The 25,436-nt window shown below is 66.9% G+C and carries 20 protein-coding genes; 4 read left to right on the forward strand and 16 right to left on the reverse strand.

Annotated features, from left to right (window positions below):
- The first annotated feature begins 24 nt into the window (after window positions 1-24).
- Window positions 25-1,470 (forward strand): aldehyde dehydrogenase family protein, encoded by a 1,446-nt coding sequence (locus Q8M85_RS11575; RefSeq protein ID WP_305544492.1) that lies wholly within the window; start codon window positions 25-27, stop codon window positions 1,468-1,470.
- Between the two features lie 136 nt (window positions 1,471-1,606).
- Window positions 1,607-3,583: an FAD-dependent oxidoreductase gene (locus Q8M85_RS11580; RefSeq protein WP_305544495.1), complete on the forward strand. Its 1,977-nt coding sequence runs from the start codon at window positions 1,607-1,609 to the stop codon at window positions 3,581-3,583.
- 830 nt (window positions 3,584-4,413) lie between these two features.
- On the opposite strand, the gene Q8M85_RS11585 is transcribed toward Q8M85_RS11580, so the two are convergent.
- From Q8M85_RS11585 to Q8M85_RS11615, 8 genes are all read right to left on the reverse strand, one after another.
- A complete protein-coding gene (locus tag Q8M85_RS11585) occupies window positions 4,414-4,710 on the reverse strand; it encodes an acyl carrier protein (protein WP_305544498.1) in 297 nt (98 codons plus the stop codon).
- Window positions 4,707-5,654, reverse strand: coding sequence for an RHS repeat-associated core domain-containing protein (locus tag Q8M85_RS23370; RefSeq protein WP_371135238.1), 948 nt, complete (start codon window positions 5,652-5,654; stop codon window positions 4,707-4,709). Before Q8M85_RS23370 ends, Q8M85_RS11585 begins: the two co-directional genes overlap by 4 nt.
- A gap of 17 nt (window positions 5,655-5,671) precedes the next feature.
- A complete protein-coding gene (locus tag Q8M85_RS11590) occupies window positions 5,672-6,718 on the reverse strand; it encodes a serine protease (RefSeq protein WP_305544501.1) in 1,047 nt (348 codons plus the stop codon).
- Entirely contained in the window at window positions 6,719-8,692 is a 1,974-nt protein-coding gene (locus tag Q8M85_RS11595) for a caspase family protein (protein WP_305544504.1), read from the reverse strand. It abuts the gene before it with no gap.
- Between the two features lie 270 nt (window positions 8,693-8,962).
- Window positions 8,963-10,390: a patatin-like phospholipase family protein gene (locus Q8M85_RS11600; protein WP_305544506.1), complete on the reverse strand. Its 1,428-nt coding sequence runs from the start codon at window positions 10,388-10,390 to the stop codon at window positions 8,963-8,965.
- A 19-nt stretch (window positions 10,391-10,409) separates the two neighbouring features.
- Window positions 10,410-11,771, reverse strand: a complete 1,362-nt coding sequence (locus Q8M85_RS11605; protein ID WP_305544509.1) for a HAMP domain-containing sensor histidine kinase — start codon at window positions 11,769-11,771, stop codon at window positions 10,410-10,412.
- Window positions 11,768-12,457 (reverse strand): response regulator transcription factor, encoded by a 690-nt coding sequence (locus Q8M85_RS11610; RefSeq protein WP_305544511.1) that lies wholly within the window; start codon window positions 12,455-12,457, stop codon window positions 11,768-11,770. The genes Q8M85_RS11605 and Q8M85_RS11610 overlap by 4 nt, the downstream gene beginning before the upstream one ends.
- A gap of 23 nt (window positions 12,458-12,480) precedes the next feature.
- The gene (locus Q8M85_RS11615; RefSeq protein WP_305544514.1) at window positions 12,481-13,794 is read right to left on the reverse strand and encodes a S1C family serine protease; all 1,314 of its coding nucleotides are present in this window, start codon (window positions 13,792-13,794) and stop codon (window positions 12,481-12,483) included.
- A 151-nt stretch (window positions 13,795-13,945) separates the two neighbouring features.
- On the opposite strand from Q8M85_RS11615, the gene Q8M85_RS11620 reads away from it, so the two are divergent.
- Both Q8M85_RS11620 and Q8M85_RS11625 read left to right on the forward strand, forming a co-directional pair.
- On the forward strand, window positions 13,946-14,563 hold the full coding sequence (locus Q8M85_RS11620; RefSeq protein WP_305544515.1) for a hypothetical protein: 618 nt from the start codon (window positions 13,946-13,948) through the stop codon (window positions 14,561-14,563).
- Complete coding sequence (locus Q8M85_RS11625) at window positions 14,563-16,614, forward strand: caspase family protein (RefSeq protein ID WP_305544517.1); 2,052 nt, start codon at window positions 14,563-14,565, stop codon at window positions 16,612-16,614. The genes Q8M85_RS11620 and Q8M85_RS11625 overlap by 1 nt, the downstream gene beginning before the upstream one ends.
- A gap of 80 nt (window positions 16,615-16,694) precedes the next feature.
- Here Q8M85_RS11625 and Q8M85_RS11630 read toward each other — a convergent pair whose 3' ends face one another.
- The 8 genes from Q8M85_RS11630 to Q8M85_RS11665 all read right to left on the reverse strand — a co-directional run bounded on the left by Q8M85_RS11630 (window position 16,695) and on the right by Q8M85_RS11665 (window position 25,322).
- Window positions 16,695-17,885, reverse strand: coding sequence for an MFS transporter (locus Q8M85_RS11630; protein ID WP_305544519.1), 1,191 nt, complete (start codon window positions 17,883-17,885; stop codon window positions 16,695-16,697).
- A 38-nt stretch (window positions 17,886-17,923) separates the two neighbouring features.
- Window positions 17,924-19,330: an FAD-binding oxidoreductase gene (locus Q8M85_RS11635; RefSeq protein ID WP_305544522.1), complete on the reverse strand. Its 1,407-nt coding sequence runs from the start codon at window positions 19,328-19,330 to the stop codon at window positions 17,924-17,926.
- A 1-nt stretch (window position 19,331) separates the two neighbouring features.
- Window positions 19,332-19,988, reverse strand: coding sequence for a cupin domain-containing protein (locus Q8M85_RS11640; protein WP_305544524.1), 657 nt, complete (start codon window positions 19,986-19,988; stop codon window positions 19,332-19,334).
- Window positions 19,989-20,060: 72 nt separating this feature from the next.
- Window positions 20,061-20,621 carry a sarcosine oxidase subunit gamma gene (locus tag Q8M85_RS11645; protein ID WP_305544526.1) on the reverse strand — a complete coding sequence of 187 codons (561 nt, stop codon included), beginning with the start codon at window positions 20,619-20,621 and terminating at the stop codon, window positions 20,061-20,063.
- Window positions 20,614-23,550, reverse strand: coding sequence for a sarcosine oxidase subunit alpha family protein (locus Q8M85_RS11650; RefSeq protein WP_305544529.1), 2,937 nt, complete (start codon window positions 23,548-23,550; stop codon window positions 20,614-20,616). The genes Q8M85_RS11645 and Q8M85_RS11650 overlap by 8 nt, the downstream gene beginning before the upstream one ends.
- A complete protein-coding gene (locus Q8M85_RS11655) occupies window positions 23,547-23,831 on the reverse strand; it encodes a sarcosine oxidase subunit delta (RefSeq protein ID WP_305544532.1) in 285 nt (94 codons plus the stop codon). The genes Q8M85_RS11650 and Q8M85_RS11655 overlap by 4 nt, the downstream gene beginning before the upstream one ends.
- Window positions 23,832-23,843: 12 nt before the next feature.
- Window positions 23,844-25,094 (reverse strand): sarcosine oxidase subunit beta family protein, encoded by a 1,251-nt coding sequence (locus tag Q8M85_RS11660; RefSeq protein WP_305544535.1) that lies wholly within the window; start codon window positions 25,092-25,094, stop codon window positions 23,844-23,846.
- A gap of 105 nt (window positions 25,095-25,199) precedes the next feature.
- Window positions 25,200-25,322, reverse strand: coding sequence for a hypothetical protein (locus Q8M85_RS11665; RefSeq protein ID WP_305544538.1), 123 nt, complete (start codon window positions 25,320-25,322; stop codon window positions 25,200-25,202).
- Between the last annotated feature and the right edge of the window lie 114 nt (window positions 25,323-25,436).

Below are 25,436 nucleotides of genomic sequence, written 5' to 3' on the forward strand. Positions count from 1 at the left end.
AATTCAATCCCTCGGAGGCCAGCCATGATCACGAAACGTGAGTTCTACATCGACGGGAAATGGGTCGCTCCGCTGGCGGCACAGGATTGCCCAGTCATCGATCCCTCGACCGAAGAGGCCTGCGCGGTGATTTCCCTGGGGTCCGAGGCGGATACCGACCGGGCCGTGGCGGCGGCGAAGGCGGCGTTTCCGGGCTGGGCTGCGACCGATCCGGCGGAACGGCGGCGGCTGGTCGAGGGCATCCTGGACCAATACAACAAGCGCAAGGAAGAGATGGCCCATGCCATCAGCATCGAGATGGGCGCGCCGATCGACATGGCGCGGAATGATCAGGCGGAATGCCTGCCCTGGCATCTGAAGAACTTCCTCAAGGCCTTCGATCACATGGACTGGATCAGGCCGCTTGGTCCCCACGCGCCCGACACGATGATCGCGCTGGAACCCATCGGGGTTGTCGGCCTGATCACGCCCTGGAACTGGCCGATGAACCAGGTGACGCTGAAGGTGATCCCGGCGCTGTTGGCGGGTTGCACATGTGTGCTGAAACCGTCCGAGGAATCGCCGCTGTCGTCGATGCTGTTTGCCGAGTTCTGCCATGACGCGGGCATCCCGCCGGGCGTGTTCAACCTGGTGAACGGTGACGGAGCCGGGGTCGGCCAACGGCTGTCCAGCCACCCCGATGTCGAGATGATCAGCTTTACCGGCAGCACCCGTGCCGGGCGGGCGATTTCCAAGGCGGCGGCTGAAACGCTGAAGCGGGTCACGCTGGAATTGGGCGGCAAGGGCGCGAACCTGGTCTTCGCCGACGCCGATGCCCGTGCGGTGGAACGCGGCGTGCGGCACTTGATGAACAACTCGGGCCAAAGCTGCAACGCGCCGTCCCGGATGCTGGTGGAACGCGGGTTCTACGACCGCGCGGTCGAGATTGCGGCCGAGGTGGCGAACGGCATCAAGGTCGGCCCTGCCAGCGAGCCAGGCAAGCACATCGGGCCGGTGGTGAACAAGCGCCAGTGGGAGCAGATCCAGGGTTACATCCAGAAGGGCATCGATGAGGGCGCGCGGCTGGTGGCCGGGGGGCTGGGCCTGCCAGAGGGGATGAACAAGGGCTTCTACGTCCGGCCCACAGTCTTTGCCGATGTGAAGCCCGGGATGACCATCGAGCGCGAGGAAATCTTCGGGCCGGTGCTGTGCATGATCCCCTTCGACAGCGAGGCCGAGGCGGTGCAGATCGCCAACGACACGCCCTACGGGCTGACCAACTACGTCCAGTCGCAGGATGGCGCGCGGCGGAACCGACTGGCGAGGGCCTTGCGGGCGGGGATGGTGGAGATGAACGGCAAGTCCCGGGGGGCGGGCGCACCGTTCGGGGGCGTCAAGGCCAGCGGTCGGGCGCGCGAGGGTGGCGTCTGGGGGATCGAGGAGTTCCTGGAGGTCAAGGCGATCTCGGGCTGGGACGTGGCGGCGGAGTAAGGGTCGGGCCAGGCGCCAAATTCCTTCGAAGGAATTTGCAATTTTCTTCTAAGAAAATTGGCACTGGCTGACACGTCGCGCTAAAACTTGACACAGGTGTCGAGAATTGCTGACATGCGGGTCAATGGAGGCCCGCATGACCCAGCATCCCCGCCTGATGTCCCCGCTGAAACTGCGCGACCACACCCTGCGCAACCGGATCGTGTTCGGAGCGCATACGGCGAACATGTCGGACCAGGGGATGCCCGGTCCGCGCTTTGGCAAGTACCTGTTGGAGCGCGCCCTGGGTGGGGCCGCGATGGTGGTGGCCGAACCCGTGCCGGTGCACCGGACGGGGGTGCTGACGCGGGGCAATTTCCTTCATTCGGATGACGCGGTAATTCCGGCCTTTCGCGCGATCACCGACGAGGTGAAAGACGCGGGAGCGGTCATCATCCAGCAGCTTTACCACATCGGCGCGCATGGCGATTCCGACCTGAGCTTTGCGCCGCACTGGTCTCCGTCCGGGGGGCCGTCCTACCACGACAGCGACGGCAGCCATGCGATGACGGGGGCCGAGGTCGAGGAGTTGCTTGACGCCCATGTCGCGGCGGCGGTCAGGGCCAAGGCGGCGGGGTTTCAGGGGGTGGAGGTCTGGGCGGCGTATCATTCGCTGCTGGACCAGTTCTGGACGCCCTGGTCGAACCAGCGCACCGACCAGTGGGGCGGCGGGCTGCAGGGGCGGACGCGATTTTCTCGGGAGCTGATCGAGAGGGTGCGACGGGCCTGTGGGGAGGAGTTCGTCGTCGGCTTGGCGGTGAGCTACTCCGAAGCCTACGAGGTGACTTTGGGAGCCGAGGCTCTGACCGAAATTCTGGAGCTGCATGACCGGACCGGGCATGTGGATTACGTCACCGTGGGCGCCGGGTCCTATCTGGAATTCGAGTCGATCATCCCGCCCTTCACGCATGGCGAGAAGCTGACGACTCCGCTGACCGCTCAGCTGAAGGGGGTCTTGCAGCACGCCGTGGTGACGTCGGAGGCGGGGGTGCGGACACCGGAGAATGGCGAGGCGATCATCGCCTCGGGGCTGGCGGACCTGGTGTCGATCGTGCGGGGTCAGATCGCCGATCCGCATCTGGCGCTGAAGGTGGCGGAAGGGCGTGCCGGGGATGTGCGGGGGTGTATCAGCTGCAACCAGATGTGCTGGGGGCGCAGGAGCCGGGACTACTGGATTTCCTGTCTTATCAATCCGAGTGCCGGGCGGGAGTTCGAGTGGGGTGGAGATCGGTTCTCGCCTGCGGCCGACGCGAAGGACGTGCTGGTGGTGGGCGCGGGGCCTGCGGGGCTGGAAGCGGCGCGGGTCGCGGCTGAGCGGGGGCATCGGGTGGACGTGGTCGAGGCCTCGGGTGTGGTCGGCGGGCAGTTTAGGCTGGCCGGGATGCAGCCGCGGCGGGGGCAGATCCTGGAGCTGATGGACTGGTATGAGCGGCAGTTTGACAAGCTGGGGGTGCGGCTGCGGCTGAACACCTTCCTGGAGGCGGAGGAAGTGGCGGGGCATCGGGCTTCGGTCGTCGTGGTGGCGACGGGGTCGTTGCCGGACGAGACCGGGTTCCAGCGGTGGGTCCCGCAGGAGGCTTCGCTGCCGGGGATCGAGGCGGGGGGCGTGTGGTCGCCCGAAGCGGTCCTGCGGCGCGAGGCGCGGCTGGGCGATGCGGTGGTGGTCTATGATGAAGGCGGGAACTGGCGGGGGGTAGGGACGGCCTGGGCTTTGGCCGAGCAGGGGAAGAAGGTCACCATCGTCACGCCGGGGGCCTTTGTCGGGGCCGCGCTGGCGCGGACGGCGGCAGACGGGTCGGTGCGGCGGCGGCTGGGGGCGCTGGGGGTGCGGATGCTGGCGGAGCATCGGCTGGTCAGGTGGCACGGGAACGGGGTGACGGTGCGGTCGTTCCTGACCGGGGAGGAAGAGGTGATCGCGGCCTCGGCCCTGGTGATGGCGACGACGAACCGGGCGTTCGATGTGCTGCCAGAGGCGATTCCGGGGAAGGTGCTGCACCGGATCGGCGACTGCGCGGCGCCCCGGCTGGCGGCCTATGCGTTCCATGAGGGGCGGAAGGTGGGGATGGGGATCTGAAGGCGTGTCCACGCGGGACGGGTTGGCGAGTTCATTTAATGTCAACAGGTTGTCTGTGGCCGTTAGGGTGGCGTTAGGGAAGATGAGGCACCCCAGCGGGTCGGCCTGGAGGTATCTCCCGGTCGTCGGGTCGTAGTCGCGCATCCAGATTTGGTGGATGCGTTCGCCGGGTGATCGCTCCACTGGAGCGCTCACTGATCCGGCTCACCGGACTGGAACCACTGGCCGGGGAAGCGGGCGGAGGGGGGCGCTGGGGTGGAGGTGTGGACGCCGCCGAAGGGGGTGAGGGGGATCAGGAAACGCTCCAGTGGAGCGTTTTCCCCCCGAACGCCCGAGCACGCCTGCGAGGGCCGGGGTGGCAGTCCAGGTTTTGACTCCGCTGGCGTTGGTCGCGAAGACCGGGCGGGTGATGTGACAGGCCACGGACGAAGGAGATGACGCCGCCTTGGGTCACGGCGATGGGGGTCCGGGCGGGCCGGAGGGGGTCGTGGGTCAGGGGGCCGGTGGGGTGGTTGTCCTAGGCGGCGCGGCGAATCGGGGGAGGGGGACCGGGGGCGGCGCGGTGAGGGGGCGGATGGAGGGGACGCGAGGGAGGGTTTTGCGGCCTCAGGGGAGAGGTGTCCACGGTGGACAGTTTCGATAAATGTTGCCAGATCAATGGCTTGATCGCGGGCGTTAGGGTGATGTTAAGGATTGGGAGGGAGTACGGACGAGTGTGGGCGGGGGAAAGGACTCGGCACCTTTCCGCCTGTAAAATGGTGCGTGAAATCACGCACCCTAAGGCTGGCTTTATGCATAGTCGTACGTGCCGCTTGGACGAGCTTCCGAGATCACATATCTGGCGGGTCGCTATTCATCGTGGGAGTGGCCATTAGCTCAGCTAGTTTTGAAAGACTTAGATCCTCCTTCCATCCAGAAAACAGGTTTTCACCAGAGAAGTAGCGTGCGAAGTCGAGATCTATTCTTCGGCCCATCCGAGTCTCAATCATTTCTAACAATTCAAGCGCATCGTCACCATCAATTCCGAGGTCCCGGTTTACGCGTGTCTTGGGATCAAGTTTTGAGATATCGACTCGAAAATGATCCCGTAAGATCTCTACAAGATCCTCTGGAAGAACCACACTCATTTGGTCAGACACCTTATGATACGGAGAGCGTCATATCCCATCATCGCGTAGCCCGCCACGGGCAGCCATCGACCTGCTGCCGCGCCGACGCCTGCTGTCTTCGGCCAAGGCCATCGTGCGCTTGGAGTGTAGACAGGTTTTGGTAGGCGTTGCGGAAGCAAGGTTCTCAGGGCACTACTGAGAATCGACGTGCCTTTTGTTGCGCCAGAGAATTTGGCTCGCGTTGGACCGGCTGCTGCACTCCCATCAGCTGCACTAGCACCGGCAAATGCGCTTAGAAGATCAGAGTTCCAAAGTGGTGTGCAAGGCCCGCAACCCGCTTCATCCTCCAGGTAATCAGCCCATTGGTTAAGTAGATACCCCAACACGGCGCCGCCCGCTGCAACAGCTGCTGCCGCACACCACGGGCACTCGCCGGTCGGGTCTGTGAGCATCATGGGCGATTGGCGAACGTAGCCGTAGACCGACGCCCCATCGATCAGCCCCAGCGGGTCGGCCTGGAGGTACCGCCCCGTCGTCGGGTCGTAGTCGCGCATCCAGTTCTGGTGGAGGCCGGATTCGCTCTGGAACCACTGGCCGGGGAAGCGGGCGGAGGGGGGGCGCTCTGGTGGAGGTGTGGACGCCGCCGAAGGGGTGAGGCGCGCCCGGACGGCCTTCCAGTGGAAGGACGTCAGCGCCGAACGCCCGAGCACGCTTGCGAGGGCCGGGGTGGCGGTCCAGGTTTTGACTCCGCTGCCGTTGGTGGCGAAGACCGGGCGGTCGATGTGACAGGCCACTGACGAAGGCGGCCAGAGCGCCTTCGATGACCGCGGCCCCCGAACCCGTCGGGCGTGCTCGGGCGTTCGGCGTTGATGCCTGCTATTGGATGTCGTCGGGACGCGCCTGATCGGGATCGCAATCAGCCCCCACCCCCATCCCCTCCCCACGAGGGGAAGGGGAGGCACCGGGAATGGCGTTGTGCCTACGGGTTCGCCGCGATGGTCTGGTTCAGCCAGGGGACGAATTTCGAGATGTCGGTGTAGGCGGAGAAGAGCGCGGTTTCCTCGCAGCCGCGGCCTGTCGTGGCCGACAATCCCCAGCTGACGATGCCGGCCTGGATGTAGCCGCCTCCGTCCACGGGCACGACCAGCGGACCGCCGCTGTCGCCGTTGCAGGAGGTCTTGCCGCCCTCGAAGGTGCCGGAGCAGATCATGTTTTCGCTGACCGGCTTCGGGGCGCGGGCGATAAGGTCATCCCAGATCGCGTAGGCGTCGGTTTCCGCAAGGCCGAGTGTCTGGACGGCGTAGCCGAAGCCGCCTGCGGCATCCTGGGCGCGGGCTTCCAGCATGGCGGTGTTGCACAGCTCTCGGTCGAGGACCTGGATCTGGGCCTGGCGCAGTTCGGGCGAGGGTTGTGCGCCCTCTTGCAGACCCCAGCCGGTGACGATGGTGGTGACGCCCTGCTTGTTCAGAAGGTCACCGTATTCGGCGTCGGGGACCTCGACTGTCTGGTAGGGCACCTGCGGCGCGCGGGAAAGCTTGATCAGCGCGATGTCGAAGTCGAACTGGGTGCCGGAGTAGGACGGGTGGCGGAAGATCGCTTCGGCGGGGATCAGGTCGCCGGAGCCGGGCACAAGGGTGTTGGTGCCGACGAGGACCGAGACCTCGGACGGGGCGAGGTCGGCGAAGCTGCCGTCGTCCTTCGGCATGTGGATGCAGTGGGCGGCGGTCAGGACCCAGCGGTCCAGCACCATCGAGCCGCCGCAGAATTGGGACTCGGTCCCGACAGGCGCGCCGCCGATCAGCAGGGCGACCTGCCAGGGCCAGGCACCTTGCGCGGCAACCTCGCCGCCGATGACCTTGGCACCAGACTGTTCTGCCGTCTTGCCGCGTTCAGCCTTGGCCCCTGATTTGGCATAGGCGAAGGGAGAGGCGGTGACCGGGTCGGGGGGGGCGAATTGCGCCTCCTCGGCCAGCGCGGGGGCGGCGAGAAGGAGGGCAAGGGCGGCGGGAAGGAACCGGGACGACATTCAGTTCTCCATCGTGGCGGGGGCGGTGTCCCCGGGGGTCAGGCGCACCACCTGGCGCAGCATCGTCAGTGGCGCGGGTTTCAGGGTGAAGCCCCGGCTGGTGGCGTCGGGGTCGAGGCGGGTTTCCAGCCAGGCGGTCATCGGATCGGGCGGCGTGGCGCGGGTGGTGTCGGTGCTGGCCAGCCGGGTGAGGTCGACGCGGGGCGCGTCTGGGCTTGCGGGGACGGCGAGGACCCAGATCTCTTCCAGCCCGGCGCTGCTGCCGGGTTCGATCTGCAGTCCGACGCGGGCGCTTTCGCCGGGGGCGAGGCGATTGGACAGGTTCTGCGCGGGCCAGATCGGCTGGACCCGGAAATCGGCGGTGAAGTAGAGGACCGAGACGTCCTGGGCGGCTCCGCCGGTGTTGGTGAGCGTAAGCCAGAGCTGGTCGCAGGGGGCGACGGCTTGCGCCGGGTCGAAGGGGGTGGCCTCCGCGACCTTGTCGCAGGCGCCGGTTGCGGCGCGGCGGTCGATGGACATGCTCAGCGGGGCTTTGCCGGTAAGGCTGCGACCCGTAGCCCCGGCGAGGACGGCGCGAAGTCGGAGGCCGTGGGCGGCTTGCTCCAAGGTGCGGGCCACGGCATCCGCCTCGGTCTCGCCAGGTTCCAGGCGGATGCGGGGGGTCGAGCCGGGACCTTCGGGGTCAAGGACGCCGTCCGCGCTTGCGAGGGCGACGGTGCCCTCGGTCAGGATCGGGATCAGGTCGGGGTTCAGGCCGGGGTTCTGGCCGGGGTTCTGGCCGGGCTCGGGAAGGGTAACGGTCCAGGCGGTGTAGTCCTGCCCGTCGTCGGAGTGGGCGCGGACCGGGGCGGCAAGGACAAGGGGCGCGGGCGGCGGACTGGCGACCAATTCGGCCCAGAGGGCGGTGGCAGGGGGCGGCGCGGAAAAGCTGGCGGTGCGGGCGGTGACATGGGCAAGGGTCAGGTGTGCGAGGGGATCGCCGCCGCTGGGGGCGGCGTAAAGGGCGAGTTCGGCACCGCCGGCGAGGCCGTGCAGAAGGCCCGCATCAAGGGTGCCGTCCTTCACCGGGAAGCGGTCGGTCGCGCTGGCGGTGCCGAAGACGGCGGCGGTCAGGAGCGGGCCTTCGCCGTCGGGCATCTGGCGGGCGGGGCCTTGCACCATCGCCTCGGTGGTGGCGGCAAGGAGTTGCGCCCAGCTGGCGTCGGGGGCGTCGCGCAGGGTTTGTGCAAGCCGCAGGGTGAATTCGCCGTGCCAGGTGCCGTCGGCCATCGGATACTCGAAAGACCGCTGGTCGGACTGCGAGGAGTAGAGGAAGACGAAATCCCCGCTTAACGGCGCGCCGGGGGTGCCCGCGATCGGGGTGACGTCGTCGGGGATGCCAAGCAGGCCTTCGTCGATGACCTTGGGCACCCCCTGCCCTGCCACGGCCCGAAAGCCGGTGGCGGAGTGGCAGGCGTCGATCAGGCCGATCACCTGCACGCCCTTTGACAGGGTTGCCTGCGCCCAGGACTGCAGTTCGTCGTCGAGGATGGCGTTTTCGACAGCACCGATCGCGCCCTTCCAGCCTGCGGCGTCGGCGGGCAGGAGGAGTTCATCGTAGCCGCCGCCTTCGTCGCCGGACAGGTCGGGGGCCTGCGCGCCGTGGCCGGAGAAGAAGAAGACCACGGTGTCGCCTTTGGCGGAGGCCCGGGCGGTGGCCTTCAGGGCATCGAGGATTGCGCTGCGGGTCGGCTGGCCGGTCTGGGTGCCCGTGGGCAGGCCGGTGGGATCGGAGGCCAGGACGGTGATCTGCGCGGCGTTGACGCCACGGGCGATCAGCGTCTCGGCCATCAGGCGGGCGTCGTTCGACGGGCCGTTCAGGTCGGCGTCGAGGGTGAGGTAGTCGGAGACACCGACGATGACCGCCCGGATCTCGGCATGGGCCGGCGCCAGGGTCGCCATGGAAATCGCAAGTGAGAAGAGGACCGTGCGCATGATGCCGGCAGATTACCTTGGGTGCGGCATCTCACAAGGGGTGCTTCGCGGGTGACGTGATTTGTCATGCCCAGCGGCGGCTTTCGAATTGAGCGCTGACGCGCAAGCCTTTTGTCTCGCCGCTTTGCGTGAAGGACGCAAAGCGGCTCGGGTTTTGCCTCCGGCGGGGATATTTGGGCAAACGTGAAAGGAGGGGGGGTGTTCAGGCGGTGCGGCGGTGGCGCCTGCGAGTGGAGTGGCGCGGTTCAGGGGCAGGACCAGGGGGTCCGGTCAGTTGAGGGGCGTCACGCGGCGACCTCCGGCGGCGATGCCGGTCTGGATGCGGGTTTCGATCGGGTTGGCGCCGAGCGAGGCGAGAAAGCCGTTGAATTCGGGCGTCGCGCGGGTGGCCTGGCGGCCGGCTTCAATGACCATGTCGACTTGAGAGGTCGGGAGTTTGAGGCGGGTCGGGACGGCGTCAAGCTGGTCGCGCGTCGCCTTTGGCAGCGAGGCGAAACTGGCCTCGCCGACGAAAAGCTTCACATCCTTGCAGTCCCAGCCCTGCGTGCTGCCGCGCAGTCTGCGGACCTCTGCCAGCGGCAGGGCGCAGCGCCATTCGATGAGTTCGGCTTCCCACAGGCGCAATTCCCCGCGCATGGAATCGTAGCCGGAGCGCGAGGCGGCGGACATGGCGGATGTGGCGATGGACATGGCAAGGTTGACGCCTCCGGGGCCTTCGACGCGACGGGTCCAGTCGTAGTCCTTGTCGACGCCGGCATTGGCGACGAGGAACAGCATCCGTTTCAGCTTGACGGCTTCCTGAGCAGTCAGGGGCGCGTAGGGGACCTGGGCGCGGGCGCGTTCGACGGCAAGGCCCGTGGTGCCGAAGTTGTCGGTGATGCCGCCGTCGAGGAGTTTGACGAACTTGACCTCCTCGGGGTTGGTGTAGCTTTCCAGGGCGCGGGCATGGGCGCGCATGGCGGCGGTGGCTTCGGGGTTGTAGCGGGCCGCCGTCAGCCAGTCGGGTTCGCGGTAGGTGCATTTGCCCTGGTGGGCCTTGAGCACGATGGGGGTGAAGACGAGGGGGAAGGCGGCGGAGGCGGCGACGGCTTCGGACAGCTTGACGCGCGAGAGGTCGGAACAGAGGGCGTCGAAGGTCTCCGGGGAAAACAGGAACGGCGTGTTGTTCGCCATGTCGGTGGCGTTGATCCAGGTCTTGATGTGGGATCGGCGCAGGTCGGCGAAGGTGGCGCCGTGGAACAGGGTCTCGTCAAGATAGCGGCCGAAGGTATCGCGGCCGTTGACGCCGCCGGCCACGCCCTTGGCGATGGTCAGCGGGTTCAGACCCGAGGTGGTCATATGGGTTTCGGCGTTGGTGATCAGGAATTTCTCGCGGAGCCCCGTGATGCCTTCGGGGCCCTTGAGGCCAAGCTGCGCGGCCATGACCGACCCGCCCGAGACGCCGGAGACGAGGTGGACGTTGTCGAGAAGCCCGTACGGAGTGCCGGTCTGCGCAGCCTGGAGTTCCTGCAGCATCCCGTAGGCGAAAGCCGTGGCGCGCATCCCGCCGCCGGAAAAGGCGAGGCCGATGTAAAGCTCGCCATCGCCGGGGGCCGGGTCGGAGAGGGGCGCGTTTTCGCCCTGCAGGGGCTGGTTCTGCGGCTGGTTCCAGGGGGCGCAGCCGAGGAGCAGGAGCAGGGGAAGGAGGGCGCGGCGCATCTGGGGTCCGTGGTTCGGGTCAGTCCGATTGCTGCAACCTGGGCCAGCGGATTTCAAGCGTGAAACCCCTGGTCGTGGGCGGAAGCGTGAGGCGCGCGCCATGGCGGGCCGCGATGGCGCGGACGAGGGCGAGGCCGAGGCCGTGGCCGGGGGTAGAACGGTCACGCTCGGCGCGGGTGAAGCGGTCGAAGGCCTCGGGTTTGAGATCGTCGGGCAGGCCGGGGCCGGTGTCGGCGACGCGCATCAGGATGCGGTCGGCGTCTGGGGCAAGGTCAAGGGTCAGGCGGTCACCGGGGGCGCAATACTTGATGGCGTTGTCCAGGAGGTTCGACAGGACCTGCGCGATGAGGTTGCGGTCGCCGAGGATGTGCAGGTCGGGGGTGATTTGTGCCTTGGTCAGCAGGCCCTTGTCCTCGGCGAGAGGGTCGTAGAGGTCCCAGACCTCGGTCGCGACGGCGGAGAGATCGACGGGGACAAGGCCGCCGCCGGTGCCTGCATCCGCTTCGGCGCGGCTGATGTCCAATAGGCTGTCGAACATGCGGATCGCCTGGCGCATTTCGGATTTCAGGTCGGCGGTGAGATCGTCCTGGCCTTCTATGCGGCTCAGCTTCTGGAGCATCCGGTTGAGGGGGGTGCGCAGTTCGTGGGCGATGGTGTCCGACAGCCGGTGCGTGGCGCGGTTGAGGTTCTCGATCCGGTCGAGCATGGCGTGGACATGGGTTTCCAGAAGGCCAAATTCGTCGGCGGTGCGGATGCCGGGGAGACGGGCGTCGAGTTGGCCTTCGGCCACGCGGTCGGCGAGGGTGTTGATGCGGTTGATCCTGGTCATCACGCTGCGGGCGGCAAGCCAGCCGACAAGCGCGCCTGCGACGAGAAGGGCGCCGAGAAGGGCGAACATGCCACGTCGCAAGGCCGCGAGCGTGTCGTCCACCGGCTGCAGGCTGCGGGCGACGAGGAGCGGGAAGCCGCCTGGCAGGGTGCGGGCGACGGCGAGCCAGCGCGTGCCACCTTCGGTGAAGGTTGTGGGGTTTTCGCTGGTGAAGCCTTCGCCAGCGGGGGCGAGGTTGGCGGGCCACTCGGGGCGGGTTCCGGCAAGCGTCGCGCCGTTCCGGTCCAGAAGAAGCAGCATCTCCTCGCCCGTCGCGGCGGTGGCGCGGTAGTCGATCGCTTGCCGCAGCGCGATGATGCGGCGTTGGTCGTAAAGTGCGGCGAGGCCGTTGAGGTCGGCGGCCAGCAGGTCCTGCTGGGCGGACATCAGGCGGGATTCGACCAGGCGGTACTGCAGAACCATCGCGGACAGGGAGAGGATGGCCACGGCCAGCGCCATTGCCGCTGCAAGGCGCAGGGTTGCGCGGGCGGCGATGGGCCTTGCTGTCGTCACGCGGACGCCGGGAGGGGCGCGAAGATATAGCCCTCGCCCCGAGCGGTCTGGATCGCGGTCGCCCCGGCCTCTTCCAGCTTGCGGCGCAGGCGGCCGACGTGGACATCGACGACATTGGTGCCGGGGTCGAAGTGCAGGTTCCAGACGTTTTCCAGAAGCTGCATCCGGGTCACGACCTGGCCGGCGTTGCGGGCGAAAAAGGTGAGGAGTTCGAATTCCTTGGGGCTGGTCGGGACATGGGCGCGACGCACGTGGACAGTGCGGGCCTTGAGGCGGATTTCAAGGTCGCCGAAGGCGAGAAGGTCATTGTCGAGAACCTGGATCGTGCCCCGGCGCAGAAGGGCGCGGAGGCGGGCGCGAAGTTCCTCGGGCTCGAAGGGTTTCGGGAGATAGTCGTCTGCGCCCCTTTCCAGGCCTTCGACGCGGTTGGCGGCGCGACCGAGGGCGGAAAGGATCAGGATCAGCGCGGTAGAGCCGCCAGCGCGGATGCGGGCCATCGCGTCCACCCCGTCGCCGCCGGGAAGCATGCGGTCGAGGACGATAACCTTGTAGCTGTCGCCGGTGGCGGCTTCGATGCCTGCGGCGAGGGTGTCGCGGTGGTCGGTGGCGCAGCCCAGGGCCTCGGCCTCGGCGCGGACGGCGGCGGCGGTTTCGGGGTCGTCCTCGATGATCAGGATGCGGTCCATGCCAAACCTCGCTTCGACGTCATTCAAAACACGACCACGTCGGGGTCAAGCACATTCGCCCCGCCAATGGGCCGGACGCCCTCGGGCGCATGCCAGGGGTCAAGCCGGATGTGGCGGGTCGTGCCGCCGGGGGCTTCGAGCAGAAGGAGGGCAGCGGCGGTTAGTTCGTAAGTGGCAAGGTCCTGCGGGCTGCCGTTGATCGCCAGGATGCGGTCGCCCTTGGCCAGCCCGGCAAGGAGGGCGGGGGAGTTGTCGGTCAATGCGGTGATGGTGCCTTGGGGGTCAAGGGTCACGCCCAACGCGGCGAAGGTGTAGGCGGGAACCGTGGCCGGGGCGCGGGCGACCTCGCGGGTGCGCAGGCCGGTGGGTTCGGCTTGGGTCAGCGTGAGGGTCAGGGTCTGGGACTGCCCGGCGCGGATGACGGTGAGCGTCGCCTGACCCACGGTGCTGGCGGCCTCGATGGCAAAGGCGAAGTCGCCGGGATTGGTGAGGGGCGTGCCGTCGGTGGTGGCAAGGATGTCGCCCGCATGCAGGCCAGCTGCTTCGGCCAGGCTGCCGGGGGCGATGGCGTCGATCAGAAGACCACCGGGCTGGACGCCCAGCGTCCTTGCGATCTGGCGGTCGACCGGGCGGACGGTCAGGCCTAGGGTCGGGAACGGGAGCAGGGTTTCGTCGATCAGCCCGGTGACGATGCGCGTCAGTTCCGCCGAGGGGATGGCATAGGCGATGCCGACGAACATCCGGCTGCCGTCGGCGATGCGGGAGTTCATGCCCAGAAGGCGGCCTTCGGCATCGACCAGCGGCCCTCCCGAAGAGCCGGGGTTCACGGCGGCGTCGTGCTGCAGCATCAGCATCGGGACGGCGATGTCGGTCTGGCGCGCGAGGGTGGAAATGCGACCCTCGGTCAGGGTGAACTCGATCCCCAGGGGCGCGCCAAGGGCGAAGACCTCGTCGCCCAGATGCGGAGCGGTCGGGGCGAGGGGCAGGCCTGGGGCGTCCATCGGCAGCGAGATCACGGCCACGTCGCGGACGGGGTCGCGGGCGATGACAAGGGCGGTCAGGTCGGTGCCGTGACGGTCGATCAGGCGAACTTCGTCGGCGGTGCCGACGACATGGGCGTTGGTCACGGCGACGGTGCCGTCGGTCCAGACGAAGGCCGAACCGAGGAAACGGTCCTGGGCATCGGCGGAGCGGACGGTGAAGACCTTGTCCATCGCGGCATCAAGCGGCGAGGCGCTGGCCGGGCTGAGGAGCGCGACCAGCGCCAGGACCACAAGCGCGGCCAGCGCCTCGATGAATTTCAGCGGTCTTTGCCGCTTTTCCGACTTTGCCTGCATTGGGGAAACCCTTGATCTGCCTCGATGCGCCGTTGCTAGCGGGGCGGGTGCGGCGGGTCCCGTGACAAAGGCTGTCATCTGGAATTCCTGCATTTACAGGGGCGAAGTGGGGCCGCATGGTCGGTGCAACAAAAGCCGGACGAGTATTCCCATGCGCCAATTCCTTGCTGCCTGTCTTGTGACCGTGTCCCTGCCCGCCTGGGCCGAGGGGCCGTCGCCGGTGAAGATCGCCGAAGTGTCCGCGCGGCTTTATGCGGCGGGGATGGACGCGGGTGATCCGATTCTGGTCCTGTCGGCGGCAAAGCTGCGCAAGGGTCTGGGCTTGGTTCCGGGTGATCGGGTGGCGGTGGACGGGGTGGCCGGACAGGGCGCGCCGCTTGGCTGGGAGGAGATGCTGGCCCAGGCCACCGCTTTGGCGGCGGGGGATGAGGTGGTGCTGGGGCTGATCGAGGATGCCTCGGTCGAGATGTCGAAGGGCGTCGCCTCGGGGCCGGTCTACAACATCGGGTCTTTGGGGAACGGGAAAGGCGACACCTATCCGCCGATCGAGTTCCGGGGTGGGGAATATGCCGAGGTGTATGTTGAGGCGAAGGCGGCCACGAACCTGAACCTTGCGATCTATGACGACAGGGGGCGGCTGGTCTGTTCGGACACCGACATCAGCCATATCGCCTATTGCGGCTGGACCCCGGCCAGCGCTGGGAGTTTCACGCTGAAAGTGGAAAACAAGGGTCCGGCGGCGGCGGACTATGCGTTGATGACGAACTGATGAAAACCTTTTTCATCATTGCCCTGTGCCTGACCGCCCTGCCCGCCCTGGCGCGCGAGAACCATGCGCTGCTGATCGGGGCGAACCAGTATCCGGCGCTGGAGGAACGCTGGTGGCTTAAGGGGCCGGCGAATGACGTGCAACTGGTCGCGACCTATCTGACCAGCGAGGCGCCCGTGCGCTTTGCCGTCGAGAACGTGACGGTGCTGTCGGACGGCGTAGCGGGGGCCGAGGCCCCGACGCTGGCGGCGATCCGGGGGGCGTTTGCGGAATTGACGGCAGAGGTGCAGCCGGGGGATTTCGTCTACCTGCATTTCTCGGGCCACGGGACGCAGGCCCCGGCGCTGGACCCCGCGACGGAACTGGACGGGTTGGACGAGTTGTTCCTGCCGGTGGACATCGGGCCGTGGTCGGATCAGGTGGGCGCGGTGGAGAACGCGCTGGTCGATGACGAGATCGGGGCGCTGATCGACGGGCTGCGGGCCAGGGGCGCGCATGTCTGGGCGGTGTTTGATTCGTGTCATTCGGGGACAGCGACGCGGGCGGTCGAAGCCGGGGATGAGGTCAGGGTCCGCCAACTGCCGCCCGAGGCGCTGGGGATTGACATGGATGGGGTTGAGGTCACGCGCTCGGTCGAGCCGCGGGCCACCGAGGCTCCGTTTGATGCGGGCACGGGTGAGGGGTCGTTCGTCGCCTTCTTCGCGGCGCAGACCAACGAGGTGACACCGGAAAAGAACCTGCCCAAGGGCAAGCCGGGGCGGAAGCCGCAGGGGGTGTTCACCTGGACGCTGATGGAGGTGCTGGCAGAGTATCCGAACGCGACCTATGGGCAGGTCGGGCAAGAGGTGCTGCGGCGCTATGCGGTGAAGAACCTGGCGAAATCGACGCCGCTGTTCGAGGGCGATCTGGATCAGGTGGTCTTTGGCGGTGCGGGCGGGGCACGGGTCTCGCAATGGCAGGCGGAGGTTTCCGACGCGGGCTTTACCATCCCGGCGGGGGTCTTGCATGGGTTGTCCGAGGGCGCCGTGCTGGCAGTGATGGGCAGCGCGGCGGATGCGGATGCGGACGCGCTGGGGTTTGTGGAATTGACGTCGGTGGAGACCTTTGCCTCGGTTGCGGTTGGGGTGGAAAAGGATGGGAAGGTCCTGCCCGCCGACCTGCCCAGGGGCGTCACGCTGCGCAAGCTGGATGAAGCCTTGGACTTTACCCTGACGGTGGCGCTGCCACCCGCAGGCTCGGCCCCTGCGGATGCCGTGCTGGCGGCGCTGGAGGCATTGCGGGTGGCTGCCGGTCCTCGGCTGAGTTTCGTGGCGGCAGACCAGGACGCTGACCTTCGCCTTGCCGTGTTGCCCGACAGCCCAAGGCAGGATGCCGTCTGGGTGCTGCCCGCGACCGGGCTGGCGGAGGATCTGGCGACGACCCCCTCGGTTTCGACCGGAGACAAGGACGGGGCGGAACTGGCGGCGGTGCTGGCCGATACGCTGGTCACGATGGCGCGGGCGCAGAACCTGCTGAAGCTGGCGGGGGCGGTGGGGGCCTCGAACCCGGATGTAAGGGTCGAGTTGCTGACGCGCACGCCCGAGGATCGCACCTTGCGCCCGCTCCCCTTTGCGCCGGTGCCAGTGCTGTTGCCGGATGACGAGGTGCATGTGCTGGCCCGCAACACCGGCGACGGGCCGGTGGACGTGAACGTGTTGTACATCGGCGCGGACTGGTCGATCAGCCACTGGTTCTCGGGCCGGTTGCAGCCGGGGGACGAGTTGAAGAAAGGGCTGTTCAAGATTTCTGCCGATGTGCTGGGGCAAGAGCGGATGCTGGTCGTGGTCACCCCCGCGCGTCCGCAAAGCCCGGTCGAGGATCTGAGCTATCTGGCGCAGGACGCGCTGGACCGGACGCGGGCGGTGGGCGGCTCGGCCTTTGGTGACGCGCTGGCAGAAGCCGGGTTCGGCATCACGACACGGGGCGCGGTGGCCTTGACGGATGAGAGCGCGGTCGGCGGGCCGGGGCCTGCGATCCTGCAGCTTGAAGTGCGGACAAGGGCGGCGGAGTGATCCTTGCAAGTGATTGATCTGGTTCACTTGCTGCGCAGCATTGCCGCAGCATTGCCGTAGGGTTTCTGCGCAGCGAAACCCTAGCGGCGGTCGGCGACCCAAAGCGCGGTGGCGCCGATCAGCGAAGCGGCCACCCCCAGAAGCGCGACGGCTCCATAGCCTGCCAGAGTTGTGCCCAGGGCAAAGCAGGTCGCGGCGGTCACGTCCCCGGCCAGCCGTTGCACCGCCATGAGCGAGGCCCCGGCCCCGGGCCGGTCGGCCAGCAGGTCCTGCAGATAGGCAATGGGGACGGTCAGGGTCACGGCGCCCCCGATTGCGCCGGGCAGGACCAGAAGCCAGACGAAGGGTGAGCCCGCAAGGACCGGCAACAGGGCGACATGCAGGCTGTAAAGCGCCGCCCCGGCGAAGATCAGGCGGGTGCGGGGGATGCCGCGCGTGAGGCTGGGGATCAGCAGCATGAACGGCACCTCCAGCCCGGCTACAAGGCCGACGTACAGCGCCACATCCGCCGTCCCTCGTCCGACCGCAGGCACCATGATCAGCGAGATGATCGCCATGTACACGGTCGAGGCGCTGAAGACCGCGCCCAGGGCAAAGACCCTGGCGGCGATGCGGGGGCGGCCGATCTCGGCCAGGGCGGCGCGGAAACTGAGGCCGCTGGGGCGGTCGTCCCAAGGCACCGACCTGTCGGCGGGCCAGAGGCGGAGGACGGCCAGCAGCATCAGCGCGGTAAGGGCCATGCCGACCGGAAAGATCATCGTGATCCTGGCCCCGGCGGCGAAGGCCAGGGACCAGAGCGGCAAGACGACGACGAAGGGCGCGGCGAAAAGGGCGCGGATCACCGCCATGATGCCGTCGCGCTGGTCGACCGGGTGGCGGGTCGCGGCAAGGCGGGCCAGGGCAAAGACCTGGCCGAAGGTGATGCTGCTGACCGGAACCAGAAGTGCCACGGTCAGGGCAAAGAACCAGGGGCCGGGCGTGACGGTCATCAACCCTGTGCCGAGGAGAAGCGACAGGACGGCGGTCAGCGTCACCTTGCGGCGGTTCGCGGTCTGGTCGGCGCGGATGCCGCCGATGACCGAGGCTGCCACGGACACCAGCGACGACAGCGCGAGAAGGACGGCATAGCCCCGGTCGCCAAAGCCGAAGGTATTGACGGCCAGGGTCGAGATATAGGGGCCGAAGGCGCAGGCCACCGCGCCCTGCAATGCCATGATCAGGCCTGCTGCACGCAAGGCGGGGTCGGTCAGGCACAGGCGGATGGCGGACATGGGCCGTTGGCTATCCCGGCGCTTCTGCCGCCGCAAGGTCAGTCGGGAATGACCTTGCCGGGGTTCATCAAGTTCTTCGGGTCAAGCGCGTGTTTGACGGCCCGCATCACGTCCAGCGCCACGGGGTCCTTGCGGCGTCGCATCGACGGCAGTTTCGACAGGCCAACCCCGTGTTCAGCCGAAAAGCTGCCGCCGAGGTCAGAGACCACATCCTCGATGGCTTCCAGCACCGTGTCCTTGAGTGCCTTGTCATCGCGGGTCGGATAGGCGGTGAAATGCAGGTTGCCGTCGCCCAGATGCGCGACGGTGATGGTCCGCGCGCCGGGATCGAGGGCTTCCAGTCGCGCAATGGCACGGGTCAGGAAGGGTTCGACCTTGTCGAGCGGCAGGCAGACGTCGGTGTCCACCTCGGGATGCAGCCCGACCCCGATTTCGGCTGCCGCTTCGCGCCGCGCCCACATCGCCCGGCGCTGCTGTTCGTTGCGGGCGAGGACGGCGTCGGTGACAAGGCCTGCCTCCAGCATCTCGGCCAGGATGGTTTCCAGCGTGGTGACAAGGGGGATCTCGCCATTGGCGTCGGGGGTGGCCTCTGCAGGGACAGTGGTCGCGGCCTCGATCAGGATGGTGACGTCGGGGATGTGGTCGAACGGCAGGCCAAGGTCGGGGCGGGCTTCACGGAGGCGCTCGGAGTAGGTGCGGGGCATGAATTCGAACGCCTCGACCCGGTTTCCAGTGGCTTCCTGCACGCGGTTCAGCAGGGTGAGCGCATCGGTCAGCGACCGGGCGGCGACAGTTGCGGTGGCATGCGCCCTGGGCGCCGGAACCAGCTTCATCACGGCGGCGGTGATGATGCCCAGGGTGCCCTCGGCACCAATGAAAAGGTTTTTCAGATCGTAGCCGGAGTTGTCCTTGTGCAGTTCGGACATCAGGTTCAGCACGCGGCCATCGGGCAGCACCACCTCCAGCCCCAGGCACAAGCCGCGGGTCGAGCCATAGCGCAGCACATTCGACCCGCCCGCGTTGGTGGCAAGGACCCCGCCCAGCATCGCCGACCCCCGGGCGCCGAACCAGAGCGGGAAGTAAAGTCCTTCCTTTTCAGCGGCTTCATGCAGACGGGTAAGGATGACGCCTGCCTCGACGATCACCAGCCTGGCGTCGCGCTTGACCTCGCGGATACGGTTCAGGCGTTCCAGCGAGAGGAGAATCCCGCCCCGCGTCATCGTCCCCCCGACAAGGCCAGTGTTGCCGGAAATGGGGATGACGGCGACGCCATGTTGCGCAGCAATTCGGACGCAGTCAGCGACCTCGGCGGTTGATCCGGGACGGGCAACGGCCACGGGAGACCCCTGGTAGCGACCCATCCAGTCACGCGCATAGCGGTCCATGTCGGAGCCGGTCAGGAGGTTGGCGGCACCGACTGCGGCAGCAAGTTCAGTGGTCAGCATGTCAGCCCTGCGGATAGGCGATCACCGACAGGTAGCGCGCCGGCAGCTTGACCAGCGTTTCCGGCCCGTGTGGGGAATCGGCGTCGAAGAACAGGCTGTCGCCGGGTTTCAGCGGGTAAACCTGGTCGCCATGCCGGTAGTCGACCTCGCCCTCAAGCATGTAGAGCAGCTCCAGCCCCTCGTGCTGGAAGGCGGGGAAGGTGTCGCTCTCGGTCGTCAGGGTGATGATGTAGGGCTCGACCACCACGCCCGAGTTGTTCGAGCCGATGTGGCCCAGCAGGTTGTACTGGTGGCCGGCGCGGGTGCCGCGACGTTCGATTTCCACATGCTCACCGGCGCGGACGTGCTGCGCCTCGCGGCGTTCCTCATAGCTGCGGAAGAAGGCGGTGACGGGGACGGAAAAGGCGTGGCTCAGGACCTGAAGCGTGGTCAGCGAGGGCGAGGTGTTGCCGTTCTCGATTTTCGAGAGCATGCCGATGGACAGGCCGGTGACATTGGCGAGGTCCGCGACAGTCATTCCCTGCTGGCGGCGGAAATTTCGCACCTCGCGCCCGATGGCGGCTTCCAGGTTGCGCTCGGTGATCTCGCGGACACGGTGCGGGTCCTGGTCGAAGGCGGGTTTGCCGCGCGGAAGCGAGTTGGCGGTGCCATCGGACATGAGGAAACCCCGCAGTGAAACCAATACCTCTGATTTCACTACCGGGAAACACGCCGTCAGGCAAGTCTGACGCTACCAGAGCGCGTGTGCGGCGGTCTCCACTGCGTGCAGCAGGCTTTCGGCGCTGGAGCGGGGGCCATAGATCCGGGCGGTCCCAGGGCCGTGCTTGATCAGGTAGACGCCCAGATGTTCGATCACCGTGCGCGTGGCGTGGCCTTGCGGGACGGCGGGAAAATCCACGTTGCAAAGCCGCTCCAGCAGCGGGGCCAGATCGGGGGCCGCAACGTCGAAGGCCACCCAGGCGTCGGTCTGTTCGGTAATACTGGCTGCATCGCCAAGGGCGGCTTTCAGCATGTCGGCAATCAACTCGTGCGAGGCGAAAGGGGCCTCGACGAACCACATCTCGGGGGCGACCCAGAAGGCGCTGTAGGGCGTGCCTTGGCTGTGCGTGGCCGGGCCGGGCAAGTGTAGACCGGCGGCCCGTGCGGAAGCCGACAGGTTTGCCATCCGGCCCTTGCGGGCGGCGACCGAGGCCAGGGCGACGTCGGTCCGTTCGCTGATGGTCAGCGGGCCGTGTGTGACGGTCGCGGGGTCCCGCCGCCCAAGTGCGGTCATTGCCATGAGACTAGCCACGGAGACGCTCTCCTTCCGGGTCGAACATGTGGGGCGAGATGATCTCGACCTCGGTATCCAGACCGGCCAGCAGGTTCACGATCCGCATGCGCTGGCCGATCTTCTTGTCGCCCGCTTTCAGGTAGCCAAGGGCGATGTCGCAGCCAAGATGCGGCGAGTAGACTTTGGAGGTCAGCCAGCCGCCATCGTTCGCGGCCACCGGGCCAGCACCCTTTTCCAGGAAGTGACTGCCGGCGGTCAGCTTGGCCTGCGGGTCCACGGGCTTCACGCCGACAAGACGGTAGCCGGTTTCGTCCGTCAGACCTTCCCGCTGCGACAGGACCATGCCGATGGAGTCCTTCTTCTTCGACACCATCTTGCCCAGACCCATGTTCAGCGCGGTGGACTGACCGTTCAGCTCACCGCCCGCGACGTGGCCCTTCTCGATCCGCATGACGCCCAGGGCTTCGGTACCATAGACGATCGGGTCGTATTCCGCGCCCTTCGCCAGCATCTCGCGCAGAAGCGCGTCGCCGTAGCGGGTGGGGACGGCGATTTCATAGGCCAGCTCGCCCGAGAAGCTGATGCGGAAGAGCCGCGCGCGCAGGCCGCCGACGGTGATGTTGCCCGCTCCCATGTAGGGGAAGGCGGTGTCGGAGATGTCCTGGTCGACGACTTTTGCCAGCAGGTTCCGCGCGTTGGGACCGGCGACCGAGAATTGTGCCCAGGCCTCGGTGGTCGAGATGAGCTGGACGTCCATCTCGGGCCAGAGGACCTGGCGGCAGAATTCGAGGTGCCGGAAGACCGTCACGGCGTTGGCCGTGGTGGTGGTCATGACGTATTCATGCTCGCCCATCCGGGCGGTGGTGCCGTCGTCGAAGACGATGCCATCCTCGCGCAGCATCAACCCGTAGCGGCACTTGCCGACGGCGAGCGTGCTGAACGTGTTGGCGTAGACTTTGTCCAGGAACGCGCCAGCGTCAGTGCCCTGGATGTCGATCTTCCCCAAAGTGGTCACGTCGCAGATGCCGACGGATTTGCGGGTGGCCAGAACCTCACGGTCGACGGACTGGCGCCATTCGGTTTCGCCCGCCTTCGGGACCCATTGGGTGCGCAGCCAGTTGCCAACCTCGACAAAGATCGCGCCCTGTTCCTTGGCCCAGTGGTGCGAGGGAGTGAGGCGGAAGGGTTTGAATTCGCGGCCCCTTGAGCGCCCGGCGAGGGTGCCCATCGCGACGGGGGTGTAGGGCGGGCGGTAGATCGTGGTGCCGGTTTCCGGGATCGAGCGGCCGGTAAGCTCGGCCATGACGGCCAGGCCGATGACGTTGCCGGTCTTGCCCTGGTCGGTGGCCATGCCAAGCGTGGTGTAGCGCTTGAGATGCTCCACCGAGGTGAAGTTCTCTTGCTTGGCCAGCTTCACATCCTTGACCGTGACGTCGTTCTGCTGGTCGATCCAGGCGCGGCCCTTTCCGTAGGCGACGTGCCAGAGCGGGGTGATCCTGACGGGAGCGTCCTCGGCCTGCGGCAGGTCGGGGCCGGTCGTGAGGTCAAGCGCGGCGATGGCGGCGTCGCGTCCCGTGCGGAGGGCAGCGTGGGTGGACATCTGGCCTGCGGCGGCCCCGGCGACCAGAAGGCCGGGGGGACCGTCCTTGCCCGGGACGAAGGCAGCGATAGCGGCGTCGTAGACGGGGCGCGAACGGTGATGTGAATGAATGTTCACATTCGGGTTCCAACCGCCCGAAACTCCCAGCGCATCCACGGCGATGCTTTCCGAACGACCGTTCGCTTGACGGATGGTGATGGAGGTGAGACCCAGCTTGCCGGAGGTGTCGATGACCTCGGCGCCCTGCAGATGGCGGATGCCGGGGAGCAGGTCGCCGCCTTCGCGGCTGTCGATCACGGCCACCACGTCAACGCCCTTGGCCTTCAGGTCCTGCGCGGTGCGGATGCCGTCGTCGTTGTTGGTGAAGACCGCGATGCGCTCACCGACCTTGACACCCCAGCGGTTGGCATAGGCGCGGAGGCTGCCTGCCATCATGATGCCGGGGCGGTCGTTGTTCTCGAACGCGATGGGGCGTTCGGTGGCCCCTCCGGCGAGGATCGCCTTGGCGGAGTAGATGCGCCAGAGGATTTGCCGGGGTTTGCCCGCAGCGGGGGTGGGGAGGTGGTCGGAGACCCGCTCGACCGCAGAATAGATGCCGTGGTCGAAGGCCCCGACGACGGTGGTGCGGGTCATCAGGCGGACGTTGGGCAGGGATGACAGCTCGGCCACCGTGGCCGCCGCCCAGTCCGCACCTTGGCTGTCACCAACCGCAAAAGTCTCGGCGTTCAGGCGGCCGCCCATGCGGAAATCCTCGTCCGCCAGGATCACCCGCTTGCCCGCACGACCCGCAGTCAGGGCGGCCATCAGGCCCGCTGGGCCAGCCCCGATGACAAGAAGGTCACAGTGCAGGAAGCCCTTGTCGTAACCGTCAGGGTCCTCTTCGCGGGTGACGGACCCAAGGCCAGCGGCGCGGCGGATGATCGGCTCATAAAGCTTTTCCCAGAAGGACTTGGGCCACATGAAGGTCTTGTAGTAGAACCCCGCCGCGAAGAAGGTGGAGAGCTTGTCGTTGATCCCCATCGCGTCGAAGCGGAGGGAGGGCCAGCGGTTCTGGCTGTTGGCGGTGAGGCCGTCGTAAAGCTCGGCCACCGTGGCGCGGGTGTTCGGCTCCTGCCGTCCGTCGGTGCGGAGTTCGACGAGTGCGTTCGGTTCTTCGGAGCCCGAGGAGATCGGCCCGCGCGGGCGGTGGTATTTGAAGCTGCGGCCCATCAGGCGGACGCCGTTGGCCAAAAGCGCCGAGGCGAGCGTATCGCCGGGATGGCCCTGGTAGGGGAGGCCGTCGAAGGTGAAGTGGAGCGTCTTGCTGCGGTCGATCTGGCCGCCGTTTATGCGATGCGACTGGCTCATTTTGTCCGCCCCCGTGCGCGCGCCACATCGCGGGCGAGTTCGACCTTGGTGATCTCATGCGTGACGGTGTTGCGGGTGACGACCAGCCAGGAGCGGTCGCCCTGTTCGTGATACCAAAGCTCCTGGTGCTCACCCGCCGGGTTCGTGCGGTTGTAGAGATAGTCGTGGAACGCCTCGACCCCGGCGGTCATGCCGTCGGGCCGGTCGATGAGGGAGGCATCGCCGAGATAGACGAATTCCTGCGCATCGCGGGGTCCGAGGATCGGGTGGTGAATGATCATTCGTATTCGCCTTCAGTGCAGGTTCGGCTGGGCGCCCTGGCCCTTTTCGTCGATCATCCGGCCCTTGAGGAACCGGTTGAAACGATAGGCCGTGGCGGTCTTGTGGGGTTCGTCCTTCGCCAGCAGGTGCGCGAAGGCCCAGCCCGAGGCCGGGGTGGCCTTGAAGCCGCCATAGCACCAGCCGCCGTTGAAATAGAGCCCCTCGACATGGGTTTTGTCGATGATCGGCGAGCCGTCCATCGACATGTCCATGATCCCACCCCAGCTGCGCAGAAGCCGCACGCGACCGATGGCCGGCATCAGGGCCATGCCGCCTTCGGCCACGTCCTCGATCACCGGCAGGTTGCCGCGTTGGGCGTAGGAGTTGTAGCCGTCGATGTCGCCGCCGAAGACAAGGCCGCCCTTGTCGGACTGGCTGACGTAGAAGTGCCCCGCGCCGAAGGTCATCACGCCGTTGATCAGGGGTTTCAGGCCCTCGGAGACGAAGGCTTGCAGGACATGGCTTTCGATCGGCAGGCGCATCCCGGCATGGGCCATGACCTTGGAGGACGACCCCGCGACAGCGACGCCGACCTTCTTCGCGCCGATGAAGCCGCGAGTGGTTTCCACGCCCTTGATGCGGCCATTTTCGATCCGCATGCCGGTGACTTCGCAATTCTGAATGAGGTCCACGCCGCGTTGATCGGCCCCGCGCGCATAGCCCCAGGCGACGGCGTCATGCCGCACCGTGCCGCCGCGTGGCTGCATCAGCGCGCCCTTGATCGGGAAGCGGGCGTTGTCGAAGTTGAGCCAGGGATACATCTGGCGGACGTCTTCACGGGACAGAAGCCGGGCGTCGGCGCCGTGCATGATCATCGCGTTGCCGCGCCGGGTGGCGGCATCCCTTTGGGCATCTGTGTGGATCAGGTTGATGATCCCGCGCTGGCTGACCATCGCGTTGTAGTTGAAGTCCTGCTCCAGCCCCTCCCAGAGCTTCAGGCTGAACTCATAAAACGGCTCGTTCCCGTCGAGGAGGTAGTTCGACCGGATGATCGTGGTGTTGCGGCCCACGTTGCCGCCGCCAAGGTAGCCCTTTTCCAGCACGGCGATGCGGGCCTGGCCGAATTCCTTGGCGAGGTAATAGGCCGTGGCAAGTCCGTGCCCACCGCCGCCGATGATGATGTAGTCATAGTCGGCCTGGGGGGTGGGGTCGCGCCAGACGGGTTTCCAGCCTTTGTGGCCGGTCAGTGCCTCGGCGATAACGCGAAATCCGGAATAGCGCACGGTGGTCTCTCCTGCTTCCCCCGGTTCTAGGCCGGTCGGGTCACAGGATGCCGTCGGTTTTCGCCATGCGCGCCGCCGTTTTCGCCACGGCGCGGGATCGTGAGGTCAGGGGGCGACCGAAGCCGCGATCGCTGCGAAGGGAGACCACGCGGGAGGAAGCTTGGCGACTTCCTCTTGCGCCCAGGCGAAGAGGACAAGGATCGTGGTGGCGGAGAGGAGCATCTGCATGTTCAGGCCCTGAGTACGGTTTGTTCACGTACCGTTCTGACTGATTCTGCTTTCTGCTTGGTTAACCATGCGCCCGCGTCGGGCTTTACAATTTGGTGGGAATGTCCATCATTC

This window comes from Tabrizicola sp., from assembly GCF_030694085.1.
Lineage (GTDB): Bacteria > Pseudomonadota > Alphaproteobacteria > Rhodobacterales > Rhodobacteraceae > Tabrizicola.

Bases quoted from the DNA above. Each gene is read 5' to 3' on its own strand.
- Q8M85_RS11595 (WP_305544504.1), bottom strand. From the start codon at position 8,692: ATGCGCACGGTCCTCTTCTCACTTGCGATTTCCATGGCGACCCTGGCG.
- Q8M85_RS11650 (WP_305544529.1), bottom strand. From the start codon at position 23,550: ATGAGCCAGTCGCATCGCATAAACGGCGGCCAGATCGACCGCAGCAAG.
- Q8M85_RS11600 (WP_305544506.1), bottom strand. From the start codon at position 10,390: ATGCGCCGCGCCCTCCTTCCCCTGCTCCTGCTCCTCGGCTGCGCCCCC.
- Q8M85_RS11590 (WP_305544501.1), bottom strand. From the start codon at position 6,718: ATGTCGTCCCGGTTCCTTCCCGCCGCCCTTGCCCTCCTTCTCGCCGCC.
- Q8M85_RS11640 (WP_305544524.1), bottom strand. From the start codon at position 19,988: ATGTCCGATGGCACCGCCAACTCGCTTCCGCGCGGCAAACCCGCCTTC.
- Q8M85_RS11625 (WP_305544517.1), top strand. From the start codon at position 14,563: ATGAAAACCTTTTTCATCATTGCCCTGTGCCTGACCGCCCTGCCCGCC.
- Q8M85_RS11635 (WP_305544522.1), bottom strand. From the start codon at position 19,330: ATGCTGACCACTGAACTTGCTGCCGCAGTCGGTGCCGCCAACCTCCTG.
- Q8M85_RS11580 (WP_305544495.1), top strand. From the start codon at position 1,607: ATGACCCAGCATCCCCGCCTGATGTCCCCGCTGAAACTGCGCGACCAC.
- Q8M85_RS11615 (WP_305544514.1), bottom strand. From the start codon at position 13,794: ATGCAGGCAAAGTCGGAAAAGCGGCAAAGACCGCTGAAATTCATCGAG.
- Q8M85_RS11655 (WP_305544532.1), bottom strand. From the start codon at position 23,831: ATGATCATTCACCACCCGATCCTCGGACCCCGCGATGCGCAGGAATTC.
- Q8M85_RS11630 (WP_305544519.1), bottom strand. From the start codon at position 17,885: ATGTCCGCCATCCGCCTGTGCCTGACCGACCCCGCCTTGCGTGCAGCA.
- Q8M85_RS11575 (WP_305544492.1), top strand. From the start codon at position 25: ATGATCACGAAACGTGAGTTCTACATCGACGGGAAATGGGTCGCTCCG.
- Q8M85_RS11610 (WP_305544511.1), bottom strand. From the start codon at position 12,457: ATGGACCGCATCCTGATCATCGAGGACGACCCCGAAACCGCCGCCGCC.
- Q8M85_RS11665 (WP_305544538.1), bottom strand. From the start codon at position 25,322: ATGCAGATGCTCCTCTCCGCCACCACGATCCTTGTCCTCTTCGCCTGG.
- Q8M85_RS11620 (WP_305544515.1), top strand. From the start codon at position 13,946: ATGCGCCAATTCCTTGCTGCCTGTCTTGTGACCGTGTCCCTGCCCGCC.
- Q8M85_RS11585 (WP_305544498.1), bottom strand. From the start codon at position 4,710: ATGAGTGTGGTTCTTCCAGAGGATCTTGTAGAGATCTTACGGGATCAT.